Annotated in this window: 16 protein-coding genes; 3 read left to right on the top strand and 13 right to left on the bottom strand. The window is 59.6% G+C overall.

The features are described from left to right. Positions 1-6 precede the first annotated feature (6 nt). From LKR43_RS00960 to tkt, 3 genes are all read right to left on the bottom strand, one after another. Positions 7-1,200: a phosphoglycerate kinase gene (locus LKR43_RS00960; RefSeq protein ID WP_227681972.1), complete on the bottom strand. Its 1,194-nt coding sequence runs from the start codon at positions 1,198-1,200 to the stop codon at positions 7-9. Between the two features lie 109 nt (positions 1,201-1,309). After that, on the bottom strand, positions 1,310-2,323 hold the full coding sequence (gap, locus tag LKR43_RS00955; protein WP_227681971.1) for a type I glyceraldehyde-3-phosphate dehydrogenase: 1,014 nt from the start codon (positions 2,321-2,323) through the stop codon (positions 1,310-1,312). 15 nt (positions 2,324-2,338) lie between these two features. Further along, positions 2,339-4,384 carry a transketolase gene (gene tkt / locus LKR43_RS00950; protein ID WP_227681970.1) on the bottom strand — a complete coding sequence of 682 codons (2,046 nt, stop codon included), beginning with the start codon at positions 4,382-4,384 and terminating at the stop codon, positions 2,339-2,341. 119 nt (positions 4,385-4,503) lie between these two features. Between tkt and LKR43_RS00945 the strand changes: the two genes are divergently transcribed. After that, a complete protein-coding gene (locus LKR43_RS00945) occupies positions 4,504-5,238 on the top strand; it encodes a 16S rRNA (uracil(1498)-N(3))-methyltransferase (protein ID WP_227681969.1) in 735 nt (244 codons plus the stop codon). A gap of 16 nt (positions 5,239-5,254) precedes the next feature. On the opposite strand, the gene LKR43_RS00940 is transcribed toward LKR43_RS00945, so the two are convergent. From LKR43_RS00940 to LKR43_RS00930, 3 genes are all read right to left on the bottom strand, one after another. Beyond that, on the bottom strand, positions 5,255-5,725 hold the full coding sequence (locus LKR43_RS00940; protein ID WP_227681968.1) for a barstar family protein: 471 nt from the start codon (positions 5,723-5,725) through the stop codon (positions 5,255-5,257). Then, positions 5,722-6,936 carry a patatin-like phospholipase family protein gene (locus LKR43_RS00935; RefSeq protein ID WP_227681967.1) on the bottom strand — a complete coding sequence of 405 codons (1,215 nt, stop codon included), beginning with the start codon at positions 6,934-6,936 and terminating at the stop codon, positions 5,722-5,724. Before LKR43_RS00935 ends, LKR43_RS00940 begins: the two co-directional genes overlap by 4 nt. Before the next feature lie 66 nt (positions 6,937-7,002). Further along, positions 7,003-7,929, bottom strand: a complete 927-nt coding sequence (locus LKR43_RS00930) for a hypothetical protein (RefSeq protein WP_227681966.1) — start codon at positions 7,927-7,929, stop codon at positions 7,003-7,005. A gap of 83 nt (positions 7,930-8,012) precedes the next feature. Here LKR43_RS00930 and LKR43_RS00925 point away from each other — a divergent pair, with 83 nt between their 5' ends. Next, positions 8,013-9,170: a pyridoxal phosphate-dependent aminotransferase gene (locus tag LKR43_RS00925; RefSeq protein WP_227681965.1), complete on the top strand. Its 1,158-nt coding sequence runs from the start codon at positions 8,013-8,015 to the stop codon at positions 9,168-9,170. Here the strand turns inward: LKR43_RS00925 and LKR43_RS00920 are convergent. Beyond that, on the bottom strand, positions 9,167-10,039 hold the full coding sequence (locus LKR43_RS00920; RefSeq protein ID WP_370632043.1) for a transglycosylase SLT domain-containing protein: 873 nt from the start codon (positions 10,037-10,039) through the stop codon (positions 9,167-9,169). The two genes, LKR43_RS00925 and LKR43_RS00920, sit on opposite strands and share 4 nt — an antisense overlap. Before the next feature lie 81 nt (positions 10,040-10,120). Between LKR43_RS00920 and ubiD the strand changes: the two genes are divergently transcribed. Next, on the top strand, positions 10,121-11,665 hold the full coding sequence (gene ubiD, locus LKR43_RS00915) for a 4-hydroxy-3-polyprenylbenzoate decarboxylase (protein WP_227681963.1): 1,545 nt from the start codon (positions 10,121-10,123) through the stop codon (positions 11,663-11,665). A gap of 15 nt (positions 11,666-11,680) precedes the next feature. On the opposite strand, the gene LKR43_RS00910 is transcribed toward ubiD, so the two are convergent. The 6 genes from LKR43_RS00910 to dacB all read right to left on the bottom strand — a co-directional run bounded on the left by LKR43_RS00910 (position 11,681) and on the right by dacB (position 15,802). Next, positions 11,681-12,025 carry a hypothetical protein gene (locus LKR43_RS00910; protein ID WP_227681962.1) on the bottom strand — a complete coding sequence of 115 codons (345 nt, stop codon included), beginning with the start codon at positions 12,023-12,025 and terminating at the stop codon, positions 11,681-11,683. Beyond that, complete coding sequence (locus LKR43_RS00905; protein WP_227681961.1) at positions 12,022-12,438, bottom strand: phage holin family protein; 417 nt, start codon at positions 12,436-12,438, stop codon at positions 12,022-12,024. The genes LKR43_RS00910 and LKR43_RS00905 overlap by 4 nt, the downstream gene beginning before the upstream one ends. Positions 12,439-12,478: 40 nt before the next feature. Continuing rightward, a complete protein-coding gene (locus LKR43_RS00900) occupies positions 12,479-12,796 on the bottom strand; it encodes a YqjD family protein (RefSeq protein WP_227681960.1) in 318 nt (105 codons plus the stop codon). Positions 12,797-12,857: 61 nt separating this feature from the next. Further along, entirely contained in the window at positions 12,858-13,556 is a 699-nt protein-coding gene (locus tag LKR43_RS00895) for a hypothetical protein (RefSeq protein WP_227681959.1), read from the bottom strand. 151 nt (positions 13,557-13,707) lie between these two features. After that, positions 13,708-14,346 carry a uracil phosphoribosyltransferase gene (upp, locus tag LKR43_RS00890; protein ID WP_227681958.1) on the bottom strand — a complete coding sequence of 213 codons (639 nt, stop codon included), beginning with the start codon at positions 14,344-14,346 and terminating at the stop codon, positions 13,708-13,710. A gap of 37 nt (positions 14,347-14,383) precedes the next feature. Further along, positions 14,384-15,802 carry a D-alanyl-D-alanine carboxypeptidase/D-alanyl-D-alanine-endopeptidase gene (gene dacB, locus LKR43_RS00885; protein ID WP_227682289.1) on the bottom strand — a complete coding sequence of 473 codons (1,419 nt, stop codon included), beginning with the start codon at positions 15,800-15,802 and terminating at the stop codon, positions 14,384-14,386. Positions 15,803-15,991 lie beyond the last annotated feature (189 nt).

The following is a 15,991-nucleotide window of genomic DNA, read 5'->3' as shown; positions in this document are numbered from 1 at the left end:
GGGTATTCAGTCTTGTGACCGCTGCTGCAGTATATCGACGGCCGGCAAGGTCTTGCCTTCGAGAAACTCAAGGAAAGCGCCGCCACCTGTGGAAATATACCCCACCTTGTCGGCAATGCCATACTTGGCTATTGCGGCCAGAGTGTCGCCCCCCCCTGCGATCGAAAATCCTGCAGAGTCAGCCACTGCCTGCGACACAACCTTTGTGCCCTGGGCAAATGCATCAAACTCGAATACACCCACCGGACCATTCCATACAATTGTGCCTGCCTCGGCGAGTATGCCGGCCAGGTGCTTTGCGGTGTCGGGTCCGATATCCAGCACCTGGTCATCATCGGCAACCTGATCGGCGGGCTTGACGGTGGCCTCGGCCGTAGGGCTGAATTCCTTGGCACACACCACGTCGGTCGGGATCGGCACGGCAGCGCCACGCGACTTCATCACATCAATCACCGCCCGGGCCTGATCCAGCTGATCGGGTTCGGCCAGGGATTTGCCTATAGGCAGACCCGCAGCCAGCATGAAAGTATTGGCAATGCCGCCACCCACGACCAGCTGGTCTACCTTGTCCGCAAGGGCTTGCAGGATGGAAAGCTTGGTCGATACCTTGGAGCCTCCCACAATCGCCACCAGCGGACGCTTGGGCTCTTGCAGCGCGCGCCCCAGGGCGGTCAGTTCCGCTTCCAGCAAGGGGCCCGCGCAGGCTACCGGGGCAAATTGGGCTATGCCATGCGTGGTAGCCTCGGCGCGGTGCGCGGTGCCAAAGGCATCGTTGACGTAGACGTCGCACAGAGCCGCCATCTTGCGTGAAAGCCCGGGATCATTTTTCTTCTCGCCGACATTGCAACGGCAGTTTTCCAGCAAGAGCACTTGCCCGGCCTCGGCCTTTACACCTTCGACCCAGTCGGTAACCAGGGTAACGGGCTGACCCAGCAATTCGGACAGACGGCGACCGACAGGCGCCAGCGTATCGTCAGGCCCCACAGTGCCCTCGGTGGGACGGCCCAGATGCGAGGTCACCATGACAGCCGCACCACCGTCCAGCGCCATGCGTATGGCCGGCACCGAGGCGCGTATGCGGGTATCTTCGGTAATCTGGCCATCTTTCAGCGGCACATTCAGGTCGGACCGGATAAAGACGCGCTTGCCGGACAGGGCGCCGGACTTGGCAAGCTCGGACAGTGTTTTGACAGTAGACATGTTTTTTCGCAGAAAAAGAATAAAAAGGGCGGGAAATCCCGCCCACTTCATGCATGGCTTACGCGACAGCCCGTGCCGATTTAATGGCCGACACAGGCTGGCCCGGCATTTATTTTGCCGACATCAGGGCCACGGTGGTATCGAGCATGCGGTTCGAGAAACCCCACTCGTTGTCATACCAGGAAGCAACCTTGACCAAGGTACCGGACGCTTTGGTCAGGCCGGCATCAACCGTGCTGGACGCAGCGTCGTGGTTGTAGTCGACCGAAACCAGAGGCTCTTCGTTGAAGTTCAGTATGCCTTTCAGCGGACCGGATTCGGCTGCAGCCTTCAGGATGCCATTGACCTCTTCCACCGTGGTCTCGCGCGATGCGATGAACGAAAGGTCGACGATGGAGACGTTGATGGTGGGAACGCGAATTGCGTAGCCATCGAGCTTGCCGTTCAGTTCAGGCAGCACCAGACCAACGGCAGAAGCCGCACCGGTTTTGGTGGGGATCATGCTTTGCGTGGCCGAACGGGCACGGCGCAGGTCTTCGTGATAGACGTCGGTGAGAACCTGATCGTTGGTATAAGCGTGAACTGTGGTCATCAAACCGCTGACCAGGCCCAGTTTCTGGTGCAGGGGCTGAACCAGTGGTGCCAGGCAGTTGGTAGTGCACGAAGCGTTCGAAATGACGGTATCGCTGGCCTTGAGGACGTCGTGATTGACGCCGTAGACGATGGTGGCATCGACGTCTTTGCCGCCGGGAGCCGAAATAATGACCTTTTTGGCGCCGCCCTTGATATGAGCACTGGCCTTTTCCTTGCTGGTAAAGAAGCCGGTGCATTCGAGCACGACGTCTACATTGAGCTCACCCCAGGGCAAGGCCGCAGGGTCACGATTGGCCAATACGCGAATCTTGTCGCCGTTGACAACCATGTAATCGCCGTCGACAGTTACTGTGCCCGGGAACTTGCCATGAGCCGTGTCAAAGCGGGTCAGGTGGGCGTTGGTATTGGGATTACCCAGATCATTGATTGCCACGATTTGAATATCGTGTTTCTTGCCGCCTTCGTAGTGGGCACGCAGAATATTGCGGCCGATACGACCATAACCGTTGATGGCAACGCGAATCGTCATTGCTACTCTCCTGTTTTATAAAACTTTTTCGACAGCCGCAGCAACGTGCTCGGCGGTCAGGCCAAAATGCTTGAACAGCGCGCCGGCCGGAGCGGATTCACCATAGGTGTCCAGGCCCACGACAGCGCCTTCCAGACCAACATATTTATACCAGCCACCGGTTGCGCCGGCCTCGACTGCCACGCGCGGCAAGCCCTTGGGCAATACGGCATCACGCCATTGCTGGTCTTGTGCATCGAATACATTGGTGCACGGCATGGAAACCACGCGCACGGCGATGCCCTTGCCCGCCAGCTGCTCCTGGGCGCTGAGCGCCAGAGCGACCTCGGACCCCGTGGCGATGATGACAGCCTTGGCTTCGGGCGCGTCGCGCAGTACATAGCCACCGCGCCGGATTGCGTTCAGCGTTTCAGCATCGCGAGCAACGAAAGGCAGGTTCTGGCGGGACAACAGCAAGGCGCTGGGGCCGCCGTCGCGTACCGTCATGCCTGTACTGACCGGACGCTGTATGGCGTAAGCCCACGCAGCGGCCGCTTCGGTTGTGTCGCAAGGACGCCAGACATGCAGATTGGGAATAAGTCGCAGGCTGGCGGCGTGTTCGACCGACTGGTGCGTGGGTCCGTCTTCGCCCAGACCGATGGAGTCGTGAGTGAATACGTGCACCACGCGCTGCTTCATGAGTGCAGCCATGCGCAAGGCATTACGGGAGTAGTCGGAGAAGGTCAGGAACGTGCCGCCAAAAGGCAGGTAGCCGCCATGCAGGGCTACGCCGTTCATGATGGCAGCCATGCCGAACTCACGCACGCCATAGTTGATGTGACGACCAAACTGCAGGCCGGTCTGGCCCGCACGCACAGGCTGCACGCCTTTCCAGTCGGTCAGGTTGGAACCGGTCAGGTCGGCAGAGCCGCCCAGCATTTCGGGCAGCAGGTCGACAAAGGCGCTGATGGCCAGCTGCGACGCCTTGCGCGTAGCCACGGTTTCTGCCTTCTGGTTGGTGGCCTCGACAAACTGTTCGGCTTGCTGCGAGAAATCGGCAGGCAAGTCGCCTTTCAGGCGGCGCAACAGTTCAGCGGCTTCGGAAGGATACGCCTTTGCATAAGCATCGAAGCGGGTTTGCCATTCGGCCTGCTGTTGCTGGCCTTTTTCCTTGCAGTCGCAACGTGCGTAGATATCTGCGGGCACGAAAAACGGTTCGTGCGGCCAGTTCAGGGCTGCGCGGGTTGCTGCGATTTCATCCGCCCCCAAAGGCGCGCCGTGTACTTTTTCACTGCCGGCCGCGTTGGGTGCACCCTTGCCGATGACGGTGCGGCAGCATATAAGCGTAGGACCATTGCCCTGCTGTGCCAGCGCCTTGGCTTTTACCACCGCCGCATCGATAGCGGCGACGTCGTGGCCATCGACACCGGTGAGCACGTTCCAGCCATAGCTTTCAAAACGCTTAGGCGTGTTGTCGCCAAACCAGTTCTCGACGCGGCCGTCAATGGAAATGCCGTTGTCGTCGTAGAAAACGATAAGCTTGGAAAGCTTGAGCGTGCCGGCCAAAGAGCAGGCCTCGTGCGAAATGCCTTCCATCAGGCAGCCATCGCCCACAAACGCATAGGTGTAGTGATCAACGACTGAATGGCCTTCGCGATTGAATTCCCGGGCCAGCAAAGCTTCAGACAGCGCCATGCCGACCGCATTGGCCAGACCCTGACCCAAGGGCCCCGTGGTGGTTTCGACCCCGGCGGTAATACCGACTTCGGGGTGGCCGGGCGTGCGCGAATGCAACTGGCGGAAATTCTTGAGCTCTTCGATGGGAAGGTCGTAGCCAGTGAGGTGCAACAGCGCATAGATCAGCATGGAACCATGGCCGTTGGACAACACAAAGCGGTCGCGATCAGCCCAGGACGGGTCTGTCGGATTGTGACGCAAATGCTGCGTCCAGAGGACCTGAGCAATATCTGCCATGCCCATGGGGGCACCGGGATGGCCCGAATTGGCTTGTTGAACCGCATCCATGGATAGCGCACGAATGGCGCTGGCCATGGAAGAATCTTGGGCAGGCGTAAGGCTCATTTAAAACTCGCAGGAAGCGTCAGCCCGAAAAAGGCTGCTTAAGTTTACAAAGCTTCTGATTTTACCATCGTAGACGGAGTTATGATCCGAAGGTCATCACCTGTAACGCAACCGTCACCATGGCCATTTCCCGCTTTTATTGTGCCACGCCGCTTTCACCCGAAACCACGGTCGAGCTGCCGGCTGCACTCGCCCACCATGCTGTGCGTGTGCTGCGGCTTAAAACTGGCACCGAAGTCATTCTCTTCGACGGCAGTGGCGGACAATACCCCGCAACCTTGCTCATAGACGGAAAAAAAGCCGCCGCCCGCCTGGGGCCCCACGAATCCACAGAGGCGGAACTGACCGGGCAAATCACCCTGGTGCAAGGCATGGCCTCGGGTGAGAAAATGGACTGGGTGATTGAAAAAGCCGTCGAACTGGGTGCAGCCCGGGTCGTGCCCGTGGCTGCCCAGCGCAGCGTGTTGCAACTCTCCGGAGAACGGCTGACCAAGCGGCTGGATCACTGGCGTCGCATTGCCCAGGCAGCCAGCGAGCAATGCGGACGCAATCGCATCATGGAAGTTGTTCCGCCACTAACCCTGCAGCAGTATCTCGCGGCATCGACTTTGCCGCCGGCCTCCATTCTTTTCTGCCATCCCGGCAGCACACTGACACTTGCGCAGGCGGCACAAGCGGCCGGCAACGCGCTGGCATTGGTGGTGGGGCCCGAAGGCGGATGGTCAGACGAAGAACTGGCGCTGGCCGAATCCCACAACCTGACGACTGTGGGATTCGGCAACCGCGTGCTACGCACAGAAACGGCCGGCCTGGCCCTGATTGCCGCAGTCAGCGCATTGCGGGGCTGGAGCTGAGCGGCCTGCGCAAGCCTTATTCGTTTTCGGTAACGCCTGAATAAGGCGTGGGCTGCACCCCGGGCTCAGGGTCGGGATGCTTGCCGGCGTGCACAACAAAATAGGCGAAACAACGCTCGTTGTTGGCGGCGAACTCTACTGCATCGTCGCACACCTGAAGTATGGCTCCCGCGTCCTCGGTCAGCGCAGGATCTCCGGAGTGCAAATTATGGAACCACAGGAAAAGCCCCTGTTTGTTATCCAGGATGGTGTCACACAGGCAGTCGTACAAAGCGTCAAGGTTACCGCCGAAAAACTCGGGAAAATCGACCGCCTTGACCACTGCCCTCAAGACGGCCGAACGGCTTCGGGCGCGATTGCAATCCACCACGTACGCGGCCATGCCACTCTCACGTGCGGCATCAAGCGCCTGGTCCCTGGACACATCAGACGCCTTGATCAAACCACCCTTACGCAACTTCTTCTGCAATGACTGCACCTGGCTCATGCTGGCGTCTCCTTGAAAAACGCTTTCACTTCGTCAATACGGTTCAGACTATCGGCTCTTCCAAGACGGATAAGTTCCTGTGTGAAGCTGGCCTCGAAGAGCAAATATGAGACCAGCGCGCCGCCTGTTGTAGCTCTGGAGGCTGACGATACACCAAGGACGCGAAAAAGGGTACGTGCCGCGCGCGGCAGTTGCTCCAGGTGTACGGTTGCCAGGTAATCCAGCGACTGGCTGGGCGTGACGACAAACGTGCGGACCGGCTGCAGGGAAAGCCCTTGCGCACGCTCTTCAGGCAACAGGCTGAGCAGCTGATTAATGCGTTGCAAACGCTCCACATCCATGGAAACGCTATCAAGGAAAATATTGGATAACGCATGCCCCCCGATCTGGGCCAGAGTGGGATACTTGGGATTGACCTCGCGTTCTTCGGGGTGGATGTCGTCCTTGTAGCCCGTACCGATCACGACTATTTTTTTCGCGCCCAGGTGGATGGCGGGGCTCATGGGCGCCAATTGCCGCATCGAGCCATCACCACACCATTGGGTCTGGCCCCGCACCAGGATGGCCTGGGCCGGAAAGATAAACGGAATGGCGCTGGACGCAAGCAGATGGTCAACACCTATGGTGCACGGCACGGCCTGCCGGAGCGAGCGCTGCCAAGGCTTGATCACGTCATCCGACTGATAAAAGGTCAGGTGCTCGCCCGTTGTATAGGCGGTTGCCGTGATTGCCAGGGCGTGAAGCATGCCGCTATCCAGGTTGTGCTTCAGGCGGTCGAAATCCAGCGCGGACGACAACAGCTCGCCCAAAGGCTGATTATCAAGCAACGAACGAGGCTGCCGGTTGCGCAGATCGGGCATCAGCCAGCCCATCGTCAGCATGGCAAGCCAGCGCACGCCTGTGCGCAACAAGCGGAGCGCATCTGCATGATAGATGTCGCCTGTGTGCAAATTGCCCCACAAATCCTGCAAGCCAGTTACCGCACGATGAGGGTCGTTGGCGCGACAGGCCAGGGCCGCCGCATTGATGGCTCCCGCAGACGAACCGCAGATGATATCAAAAGGATTGGCAAAGCCCGCGCGGCGTTCAGGATCCAGGATTTCAAGAATGCCCGAGAGCACCCCCACCTGATAAGCCGCCCGCGCGCCACCCCCGGTCAGCACCAGACCGACCGGTTCGCGTTCCATTGCCTCGACGTTTACGTATGCCATGACGCGTCAGTGAACCTCATTTTATGGGCCTGGTCCAGCCCAGCGAGCCAAATGGATAAGCGATCGTTACAGATTTTGCCCCGGATGAGGATAGCCCCCGCCTTCGTCGAACAAATGCTTGACCTGCATGTCCAGCTCATCTGCCTGTACGGTCAGCCCGACGTCGTGCGCCCTGCGCGCGGCAAAGCGCTCAGAGTACGGCAGCTCAAGCTGCGGCTGAATCAGCCGCTCATCGAATACCAGCCATTCAACCCAACCCAGATCCCCTCCGTGGCCCAGCAACAGGTGCGCCAGATTCACTGTTTGCCCGTTGGCCGGGAACAGAGCATCGAGCCGGTAGCGCGCCGGCCAGCGACGCTCTGCGCCACAAGCCCTGGACTCGGCGCCCGCAGACAGCTGAAACAACGAGGCAACCAGTTTTTGCAGGCGTGCGCCTTCCAGCGGTTTTTTGTTCTGTGCGCCAAAAGGCCCCAGACTGGCCACGGTACCGTCGGCCAGCAGCACGGACGCATGGACCAGGCCCGAGGCGCCGGTTGATCCGGTATCCCAGTCGCACAGAACACGATCGGCAAGCCAGGCGGCCACCGTAATATGGCAAGGCAGTTCGGAAAACTGGCTGAGCCCCGCCTCTGCAAGCTCACCCAGCAAACAACCCGGCTGCACGAACCATCTGGTACTGTCGGGCTCCAGCCGCTGGCACGCGCTCATGTCACGGCCAGGGTCTACCCACAAGACGGACTGCTCGTCGAGGCGCGCAGCATGCTGCACGCCGTCGAGTGCCAGCAACACACCGTACTCAACGCAAAGTGTACGGGCCTTGTGAACATCGGCAGCTTTTTTGGGCACCAGCCGCGCACTGCCAGTATCGTCGTTCCCATTGAATTCATGGAAACTGCCTTCGATTGCATTGCGCATACGCTGGCAAAAGGCCTTCCAGGGCCCCTGGGCCGCACGACGGCCGGTCAAAAATGATCGCCGGGAGTTAGACTGCATAGATGCTTCCTTACCGATACGTTCCAAAACACTTAAATGAGCCAACGATTACAATCCCTGTTTTTGCCTGAGATTCTTGCCTTATGCCTCGCCTAGCCAAGCGTACTGAACAAGTGATGCCATTCTACGCTGTGGAATTATTCAAACAGGCCAGTGCGTTGAACGCACAAGGTCACGACATCATCAGCCTGGGAATAGGCGAACCTGATTTTACGGCGCCATCTCAGGTTGTCGAAACCATGCATCGCGCGGCCCAGGCCGGCCTGAGCGGCTACACCCCGCCTGCAGGGATTTCCCCACTGCGGGCCGCCATCGCCGACTACTATCATCAGCAATTCGGGGCATCCGTTGATCCATCCCGTGTCATAGTGACCTCCGGAGCCTCCGGCGCCCTGCTGCTGGCCAGCATGGCCCTGATCAATCCGGGCGATGAAATCCTGATGCCCGACCCTTCCTATCCGGCAAACCAGAACTTCATCACCGGCGCCGGCGGCATACCGCGCCTGATTCCATGCTCGGCCGAACAGCGTTTTCAGCTCGATGCCGAGACCGTAGGCAAGCACTGGGGGCCGGCTACACGCGGGGTATTGATTGCATCGCCCAGCAATCCCACCGGCACGACTATTGCCCGGGAAGACCTCAAAACCCTGATCGCCGAAGTAAAGCGTCATGACGGCTTTGTGATCATGGACGAAATTTATCTGGGGCTGTACTACGATGAAAAACCACAAAGCGCCCTGACGCTGGACGACAATATCGTCATCATCAACAGTTTTTCCAAGTACTTTCACATGACGGGCTGGCGCCTGGGGTGGCTGATTGTTCCACCACACATGGTGGCTGCGATCGAAAAACTGGCCGCCAGCCTGGCCATTTGCGCGCCTTCGCTGGCGCAACATGCCGCCCTGACCTGCTTCGACCCCGAAGTCATGCAGATCTACGAAAAACGACGACTGTCGTTCAAGCAACGACGGGACTACCTGCTGCCCGAATTCGAACGCCTGCGTCTGCATGTACCGGTTGCACCGGATGGCGCGTTCTACATTTATGCCGATATTCGCGAGTACAGCCAGGACAGCGACGACTTTTCTCATCGGCTGCTGCACGAGGCAGGCGTTGCCGCCGTGCCCGGCCGGGATTTCGGACCGGCCCACGCAGCTTATTCAATGCGGTTTTCGTATGCCACAGGCCTGGACAGACTGCAGGAAGCAATAGCAAGAATGGAGCGCTTCCTGGGCTAACGCCCGATAGGAATACCCGACGCCAGCGCTATGCGCCGGCGCTCGGCAAGCACCTTGGCCCCATAACCACCGTCGCTGGGGCCCGTGGCCCCGACATAACAGGCCAGCCCGCCCTCGACGGAGCGCCGGCGCTTGATGCAGTCGTACAGAATCTGTGTTCCGACGCGAATATTGGCGATCGGATTCAGGGCCGCAATCGGACCATCGCTGAACGCCTCGAATTTGTCTTTGTGCACCTTGGTCATGACTTGCATCAGGCCCTGTGCGCCAACATGGCTTTCGGCATAAGGGTTGTAACGCGACTCGATGGCGATCACTGCCAGCACGAGTTGCGGATCCAGATTTTTCTCGCGGGCCACGACAAACACCGTATTGACCAGAGCGCCTGCCACGCTATGCGCTATCCGGTATTTGCGTGCCAGATAACTGCGCAGAGCCTGCGCCTGAGCGGCGGTGATGCCAGTGACATGACGTCCGGCGACCGAGGCCTGCAAGGCCCGGCTGAAACTCAGATGCGGAGAGTCAGGCGCCCGCGTCTCTGATTCGGCAAGCTTGTCGGCCCTGACATCTTCGGGCGGCAGTGCCCCTGCCCCGCTTGCCGCTTCAGCGCCCGGCACAGCCTGCTCGTCTGCCCCGTACGACGCATACCAGATCTGATTCAGATCCTGGGCAGGGCGCAAAGCTATCAGCAACGCCTGATGCACCTGCTGCGCCTGCTGACGCAAGGACGGCACCGTGGCTCCAAGCACGATGGTGACCAGCACGGCTATGCCAAGATAAATCGCGCACACATAAGTGAACTCACTGACCCGGCGCGATACGCCCAAGGCAGAACGTCCAGCCATGCTATCGGAAGAAATAACCGCCATGGTGCCCCTTCCACACAAAATGAAGAAAGTCGATGTTAACCTTCTATTCCCGCCCGAATGTAACCCAACTGGCCTATTGCTGTGAAATATCGTGACCTAAGAGACTTTATCGCCCAACTTGAACGCGCTGGCAAACTAAAACGCCTGAAGGTTCCGGTTTCAACCGATCTTGAAATGACCGAGATCAGCGACCGCGTACTGCGCGCCGGCGGGCCGGCCCTGCTGTTCGAGCAGGCCACCCACAACGGGGCGCAATCCAGCATGCCCGTCCTGACCAATCTGTTCGGCACACCACAGCGCGTGGCCTGGGGTATGGGCGCCGAAGAGGTCAGCGCCCTGCGGGAAACCGGTGAGTTGCTGGCATCGCTGCGCGAGCCGGAGCCGCCGCGTGGCCTGCGCAGTGCGCTGGCCACGGTTTCCATGCTCAAGAACGCCTTATGGGACATGAGCCCCAAGACGGTGAAGAATGCCCCCTGCCAGGAAATCGTACTGGAAGACGATGACGTCGATCTGAACCAGATTCCCTTGCAACGCTGCTGGCCTGGCGACGTAGCCCCCTTGCTGACATGGGGTCTGGTGGTCACCCGTGGCCCCAACGCCAAACGACAGAACCTGGGCATTTACCGCCAGCAACTCATCGGGCGCAACAAGCTGATCATGCGCTGGCTGTCACATCGCGGCGGCGCGCTGGATTTCAGAGACCACGCAATCGCCCATCCCGGTACGCCATTTCCCGTGGCGGTCGCCTTGGGCGCGGATCCTGCCACCATACTCGGGGCGGTCACGCCCGTACCCGACAGCCTGTCCGAATACCAGTTTGCCGGCCTGCTGCGCGGTTCCAGAACGGAAGTCACCCAGGCAATAGGCAGCACATTGTCGGTACCCGCCTATGCCGAAATCGTGCTCGAGGGGCATTTGCTGCCATCGTCCGATCCCCGGGCCATCCCCGCCGTGCCTCCCGAAGGGGTCGCCGGCCCGACCGACACCGGCTATGAAATGGCGCTGGAAGGCCCTTACGGTGATCACACCGGCTATTACAACGAACAGGACTGGTTCCCTGTTTTTACGGTCGATCGCATCACCATGCGCCGTAACCCGATCTACCACAGTACCTATACCGGCAAACCACCAGATGAACCCGCCGTGCTGGGCGTAGCACTGAACGAGGTGTTCATCCCGCTGTTGAAGCGCCAGCTGCCGGAAATCGTCGACTTCTATCTGCCGCCCGAGGGATGCAGCTATCGCATGGCCGTGGTATCCATGCGAAAACAGTACGCCGGACATGCCAAACGCGTCATGTTCGGTATCTGGAGCATCTTGCGACAGTTCATGTACACCAAGTTCATCGTGATCGTCGATGACGACGTCGATGTACGCGACTGGAAAGAGGTGATATGGGCGATGACGACCCGCATGGACCCTGCGCGCGATACAGTACTGGTCGAAAACACGCCTATCGACTATCTGGATTTCGCATCACCCGTGTCGGGCCTGGGTGGGAAAATGGGGCTGGATGCCACCAACAAATGGCCGGGCGAAACCTCACGTGAATGGGGCACACCCATCGTCATGGACAAGCAAGTGTCGGCACGAGTCGATGCGCTGTGGAAGGATCTGGGCCTGTAGCACCAGGCGCCGGCCTCAGTCGTGCTTGCGGCCCATGCTGCGCGCCACCTGCCAGCTAAGCAGCAAGCCCCCTGCGATACGCCACCACCGGCGTCGCTTGCCTACGCCAGACAGCAAGGCGGACGCGCTGGATGTAAGCAGCGGGTACCGTCGGGTCAGGCTAATCACTTGAAACAACCAGTCGGAGGCAGACCTGGATGTGGCGCGCGGAAATACACTGCGCAATACGGCACTGGGCCTGAGGTCTTCGCCCAGGTTGCGAACACCACGAGACATGGCCTGCCGTTCGAGCGCAGCGCGGGTCCTGACCAGCTCGATCTGCAAGGCCCGCTCTTTTGCTGTCAAAGCCTGTTGCTTCATGGTTGATCCCTGCGTACGTCAGTTCGGGTCAGAGGCGTGTCTGGTTCACGCAGGCGCTCGGCCAGGGCCAGGTCGCGACGCAACTCGTCTATGGTGCCCGAGAACGGCATGGGCGAGAACAGAAGTTTGCGTCGTACGCCCCAGAACAGGCCACCGCCCACCAACGCATAGAAAAGCGTCAGCAGGCCCAGCGCCAGATAGCGATGTTCAGTAGGCCAGAAAAACAACGCCACCGTCAGGGAAAACACAAGCACGGACAGGGTCAGGAACAGCAGCGCCCCGAACGCCATGCCCAGCATGGTGATCAGCTGCGACTTCTGTTCCGAGGCCTCGAGCGAAAACAGCTCGAGGCGGGTACGCACGATGGAAAGCAGCGTGCATGCCAGATCACCTACCGATTGTCTTAATGCCATGACTTGCCCTTGACGATGGTTGAGTGGTGGCCGCCGGAGATCAGCGACGACCGATCAGCGCACCGATCAGCACACCGGCCAGGCCTGCCATGCCTATGGCCTGCCAGGGATTGTCGTGGACATAGTCGTCGGTGGCGCGTGCGGCCTTGCGTCCGCGCTCGAGCATTGCATCTTGCGTATCGTACAAGGCCTCGCGGGTACGCCGCAGGGAAATCATGGCGCTTTCACGCAATTCGGCTGCCTTGTCACCGGTGGCATCGGCCGCTTCACGCAAGAGCTTTTCGGCGTCGTCCAGGCTTTCCTTGACGCTTGCAATGAATTCTTCTTCACTGGTTTGTACACTTTTCTTCGTTGCCATAATTCAGCTCCTTCATGAGTTAAGAAAAGAAACCACTAGCTAGCCTAGAGCATACTACTTGCTATTGGATTTTGGTCACCTCGACCACAGAAGCCACACCGCTTTGCGTACTTTCCTGGCGCATGACCATATTCAGATCCGGGCAGAACCAGTCAGTCACCGATGAGGTCATGGCGGGGATGGGCAGCACCAGACCACTGAAAGAGGCCTGCGTCGCCTCGGTATGGCGGGTATAGCTGATGGGCCAGCATGACTGGTCGCCCGCTGCCGTACTGATGTTCTGGCGTTCGCCTACCGTTTTGACACCCGTTTGCACCACTATAGGTTGGGTCTGCACCTTTTTCTTGTCCAGATTGATCTGGAAGCGCAATTCGGGAAACGTCTGGCCACTGCGCGTAACCGGTACACCGTAGGAAAACAAACCGATCATGCGCAGATCGAATCTGCCTTCGGTGGGCTCACTTTTACCGCCAGCCCCTGGCCGCTCGAATGACGCCTTGCCATTACGGATTCTCATTCGATAGTCAAGCGTGGACTTGCCTGGCGGCAAGCCTGCCAGGCCATAAGTGGCCACGCCCTGCACCCGGGCATCGCAATTATCGGCGCCGTGCTGGCTGACTTCGGAAAAGGACAGGTCGGCCCCCAGCTGCAATCCGCCCGAACCGCTAAGCTGCACCTGGCCGCCATCATGCATGAAAGGCGCCTGGCACAGCCCTGCCGTGGCCGGCGTTGCCAGCAAGCTCGCCAGCAATGCCATCATGCCTGAACAACAGAACACTCGCATTCTTGTACCGCCGGTCTAGTGATCGAGGTTTCATACTACCTGATTTGCCTGCCCCCACCATTCACAATTCACGTTGAAACGTTAGCAAATCTGACGTATCTGGAAAAAACGTATTGGCTGCCAGGAATCAGACATCCTTCTGACGGGTGCCGAAAATGCGGTCACCCGCATCACCCAGTCCGGGAATAATGTAGCCGTCTTCGTTCAGGTGACTGTCGATGGAAGCCGTGTAAATGTGTACATCGGGGTGACGGCTTTCGACCGCCTTGATGCCCTCAGGCGCTGCCACCAGGACCAGGGCGCGGATATCGCGGCAACCCGCCTTCTTGAGCAGATCTATCGTGGCCACCATGGAACCGCCGGTCGCCAGCATGGGATCGACAATCAGCGCCAGGCGCTGGTCCAGCTGACCCACCAGCCGCTCGAGATAGGTTTGTGCCTCGAGCGTTTCCTCGTTGCGTGCAATGCCCACTGCACTGACCTTGGCACCCGGAATCAGGCTGAGCACACCGTCAAGCATGCCTATGCCGGCCCGCAGAATAGGCACAACCGTCACTTTCTTGCCCGCCAGCTTCTCTACATGCAAAGGCCCGGCCCATGCCTCGATAAGCGAAGGCTCCAGCGGCAGCTCTTTAGTGGCTTCGTAGGTGAGCAGTGCGGCGATCTCCTGCGACATCTCGCGAAAGTTCTTGGTGCTGAGTTCAGCCTTGCGCATCAGGCCAAGCTTGTGGCGAATAAGAGGGTGACGAATTTCATGTATAGGCATGGTACTTCCTTGTTTCCGGTTCTGATTGTGGCATGAGTCAGCGCGCTGCCAGCCAATTGACCAGCGCGTCGTCGAAACTGCGTATGGCGGCTGAACGCTCGCCATTTGCGATGCTGACGAGAATATAGCGCTTTCCGCTGGCACCCAGCACATAACCGGCCAAAGCCCGCGCATCGCGCAGGGTTCCAGTTTTAAGATGCGCCATGCCTTGTGCATCGCCATTGCGCAGCCGGCGCTTGACGGTGCCATCGACACCCGAGATCGCCAGGGACGAAACGAACTCAGGCATGAGCGGCGATCGCCACGCGGTATCCAGCATGTCCGCCAGCCCCAGCGCGGTAATGCGTCCCGTGCGGGACAGGCCCGATCCATTATCCAGCACCCAGCCCCGGGTATCCACTTGCTGCTCCTGCAGCACGGCCAGCACCGCACGGCCACCGGTATTGGTCGTGGCACCCGGCCCGAACTTTTCCGCTCCCAATGTGAGCAACAATGTACGCGCCATGACGTTGTTGCTTTGCTTGTTGATCAGCCGGATGGTGTCTCCCAGGCTCTCGGAATCATGCCAGACCACCGGCTGGGTGCCCGACGGTACTTTTCCCGCCTTCACCCCCTTGGCCAGCGTGCCACCCAGCTCCCGCCACAGCATCTGGAACAAGGCGGAAAAATATTCGGGCTGAGACTGGGCCAGGCGATAGACGCTGAATTCGCCGCAGGACCCGACGGCCGTTCCGCTGACCTGAACGACAATGTCCGTGCCTGTGTTGATCATCTGCGTCGCCACAGAAGGCGACCCGGGGCAGACGGCGTCGCTCCATTTGACCTCGCCATCGATACGTACACCATGGACGGGCGGGTCGACTATCGGCACCCATCGCCTGGCCTGCTGGTCAGGATGAAAGACCAGACGCACAGCACCAAGCCCCACCATCATGGCGTCCGGACTGGCGTTGTACGGGCGATCCGCCGCGCCATCGAACTCTCCGGGATCAGAGGCGACAGTCCCGAAAATAGAGCGGTCGACGATAACCTCGCTCAGGTTCTTGATGCCGCGCAAGCGCAGCTGACGCAGCAAACCCCAGAGCTCCTCGACCGTCATGAAGGGGTCTCCGCCGGCCTTCAGGTACAGCGGGCCCGCCAGCGTGCCGGCATCGTCAAGCCGTCCGCCACCTCGCGCATAAAATGTGGTGCGCCATCGGTAATCCGGCCCCAGCCCGGATAACGCGCTCCAGGTGGTGACCATTTTCATGACCGAAGCCGGGTTGCGTGGCTCGGCCGCATTGACGGACATCAGCACCGGACCACCAACCTCTTGCACATGCAGGGACAACGCACTGACCGGCACTCGCGAGGCGCGCAGTGCCTGATCCAGCTCGGAGGGCAAAGACTGGGCCTGGGCCAGGGTACCGGCCAAAGCAACCAGGACACCCGCCGCAACACGACCTATCCGGCGCATTCCTGCATAGCCTGCCAATGGTCGAAATTGCCGCAACATCATGAGCAGATCCTCGGGAACAAAAAACGTCAGCATAACCAAACTGCGTCCAGCCGTGGGTCATGGCAACACATTTTTGCGATACAAAACGAGGCTGTCCAGGCGGTTGCTTGCCGGCGCGCCAAGCAGGAATACATCGCAACAGCTTAA

Source organism: Pusillimonas sp. MFBS29 (genome assembly GCF_020687695.1).
GTDB lineage: Bacteria > Pseudomonadota > Gammaproteobacteria > Burkholderiales > Burkholderiaceae_B > Pusillimonas_C.
Note: the sequence above shows the minus strand (reverse complement) of the source record. Positions and strands in the feature narration are given on the sequence as shown.

Bases quoted from the DNA above. Each gene is read 5' to 3' on its own strand.
- LKR43_RS00960 (WP_227681972.1), bottom strand. From the start codon at position 1,200: ATGTCTACTGTCAAAACACTGTCCGAGCTTGCCAAGTCCGGCGCCCTG.
- gap (WP_227681971.1), bottom strand. From the start codon at position 2,323: ATGACGATTCGCGTTGCCATCAACGGTTATGGTCGTATCGGCCGCAAT.
- tkt (WP_227681970.1), bottom strand. From the start codon at position 4,384: ATGAGCCTTACGCCTGCCCAAGATTCTTCCATGGCCAGCGCCATTCGT.
- LKR43_RS00945 (WP_227681969.1), top strand. From the start codon at position 4,504: ATGGCCATTTCCCGCTTTTATTGTGCCACGCCGCTTTCACCCGAAACC.
- LKR43_RS00940 (WP_227681968.1), bottom strand. From the start codon at position 5,725: ATGAGCCAGGTGCAGTCATTGCAGAAGAAGTTGCGTAAGGGTGGTTTG.
- LKR43_RS00935 (WP_227681967.1), bottom strand. From the start codon at position 6,936: ATGGCATACGTAAACGTCGAGGCAATGGAACGCGAACCGGTCGGTCTG.
- LKR43_RS00930 (WP_227681966.1), bottom strand. From the start codon at position 7,929: ATGCAGTCTAACTCCCGGCGATCATTTTTGACCGGCCGTCGTGCGGCC.
- LKR43_RS00925 (WP_227681965.1), top strand. From the start codon at position 8,013: ATGCCTCGCCTAGCCAAGCGTACTGAACAAGTGATGCCATTCTACGCT.
- LKR43_RS00920 (WP_370632043.1), bottom strand. From the start codon at position 10,039: ATGGCGGTTATTTCTTCCGATAGCATGGCTGGACGTTCTGCCTTGGGC.
- LKR43_RS00910 (WP_227681962.1), bottom strand. From the start codon at position 12,025: ATGAAGCAACAGGCTTTGACAGCAAAAGAGCGGGCCTTGCAGATCGAG.
- LKR43_RS00905 (WP_227681961.1), bottom strand. From the start codon at position 12,438: ATGGCATTAAGACAATCGGTAGGTGATCTGGCATGCACGCTGCTTTCC.
- LKR43_RS00900 (WP_227681960.1), bottom strand. From the start codon at position 12,796: ATGGCAACGAAGAAAAGTGTACAAACCAGTGAAGAAGAATTCATTGCA.
- LKR43_RS00895 (WP_227681959.1), bottom strand. From the start codon at position 13,556: ATGATGGCATTGCTGGCGAGCTTGCTGGCAACGCCGGCCACGGCAGGG.
- upp (WP_227681958.1), bottom strand. From the start codon at position 14,346: ATGCCTATACATGAAATTCGTCACCCTCTTATTCGCCACAAGCTTGGC.
- dacB (WP_227682289.1), bottom strand. From the start codon at position 15,802: ATGCGCCGGATAGGTCGTGTTGCGGCGGGTGTCCTGGTTGCTTTGGCC.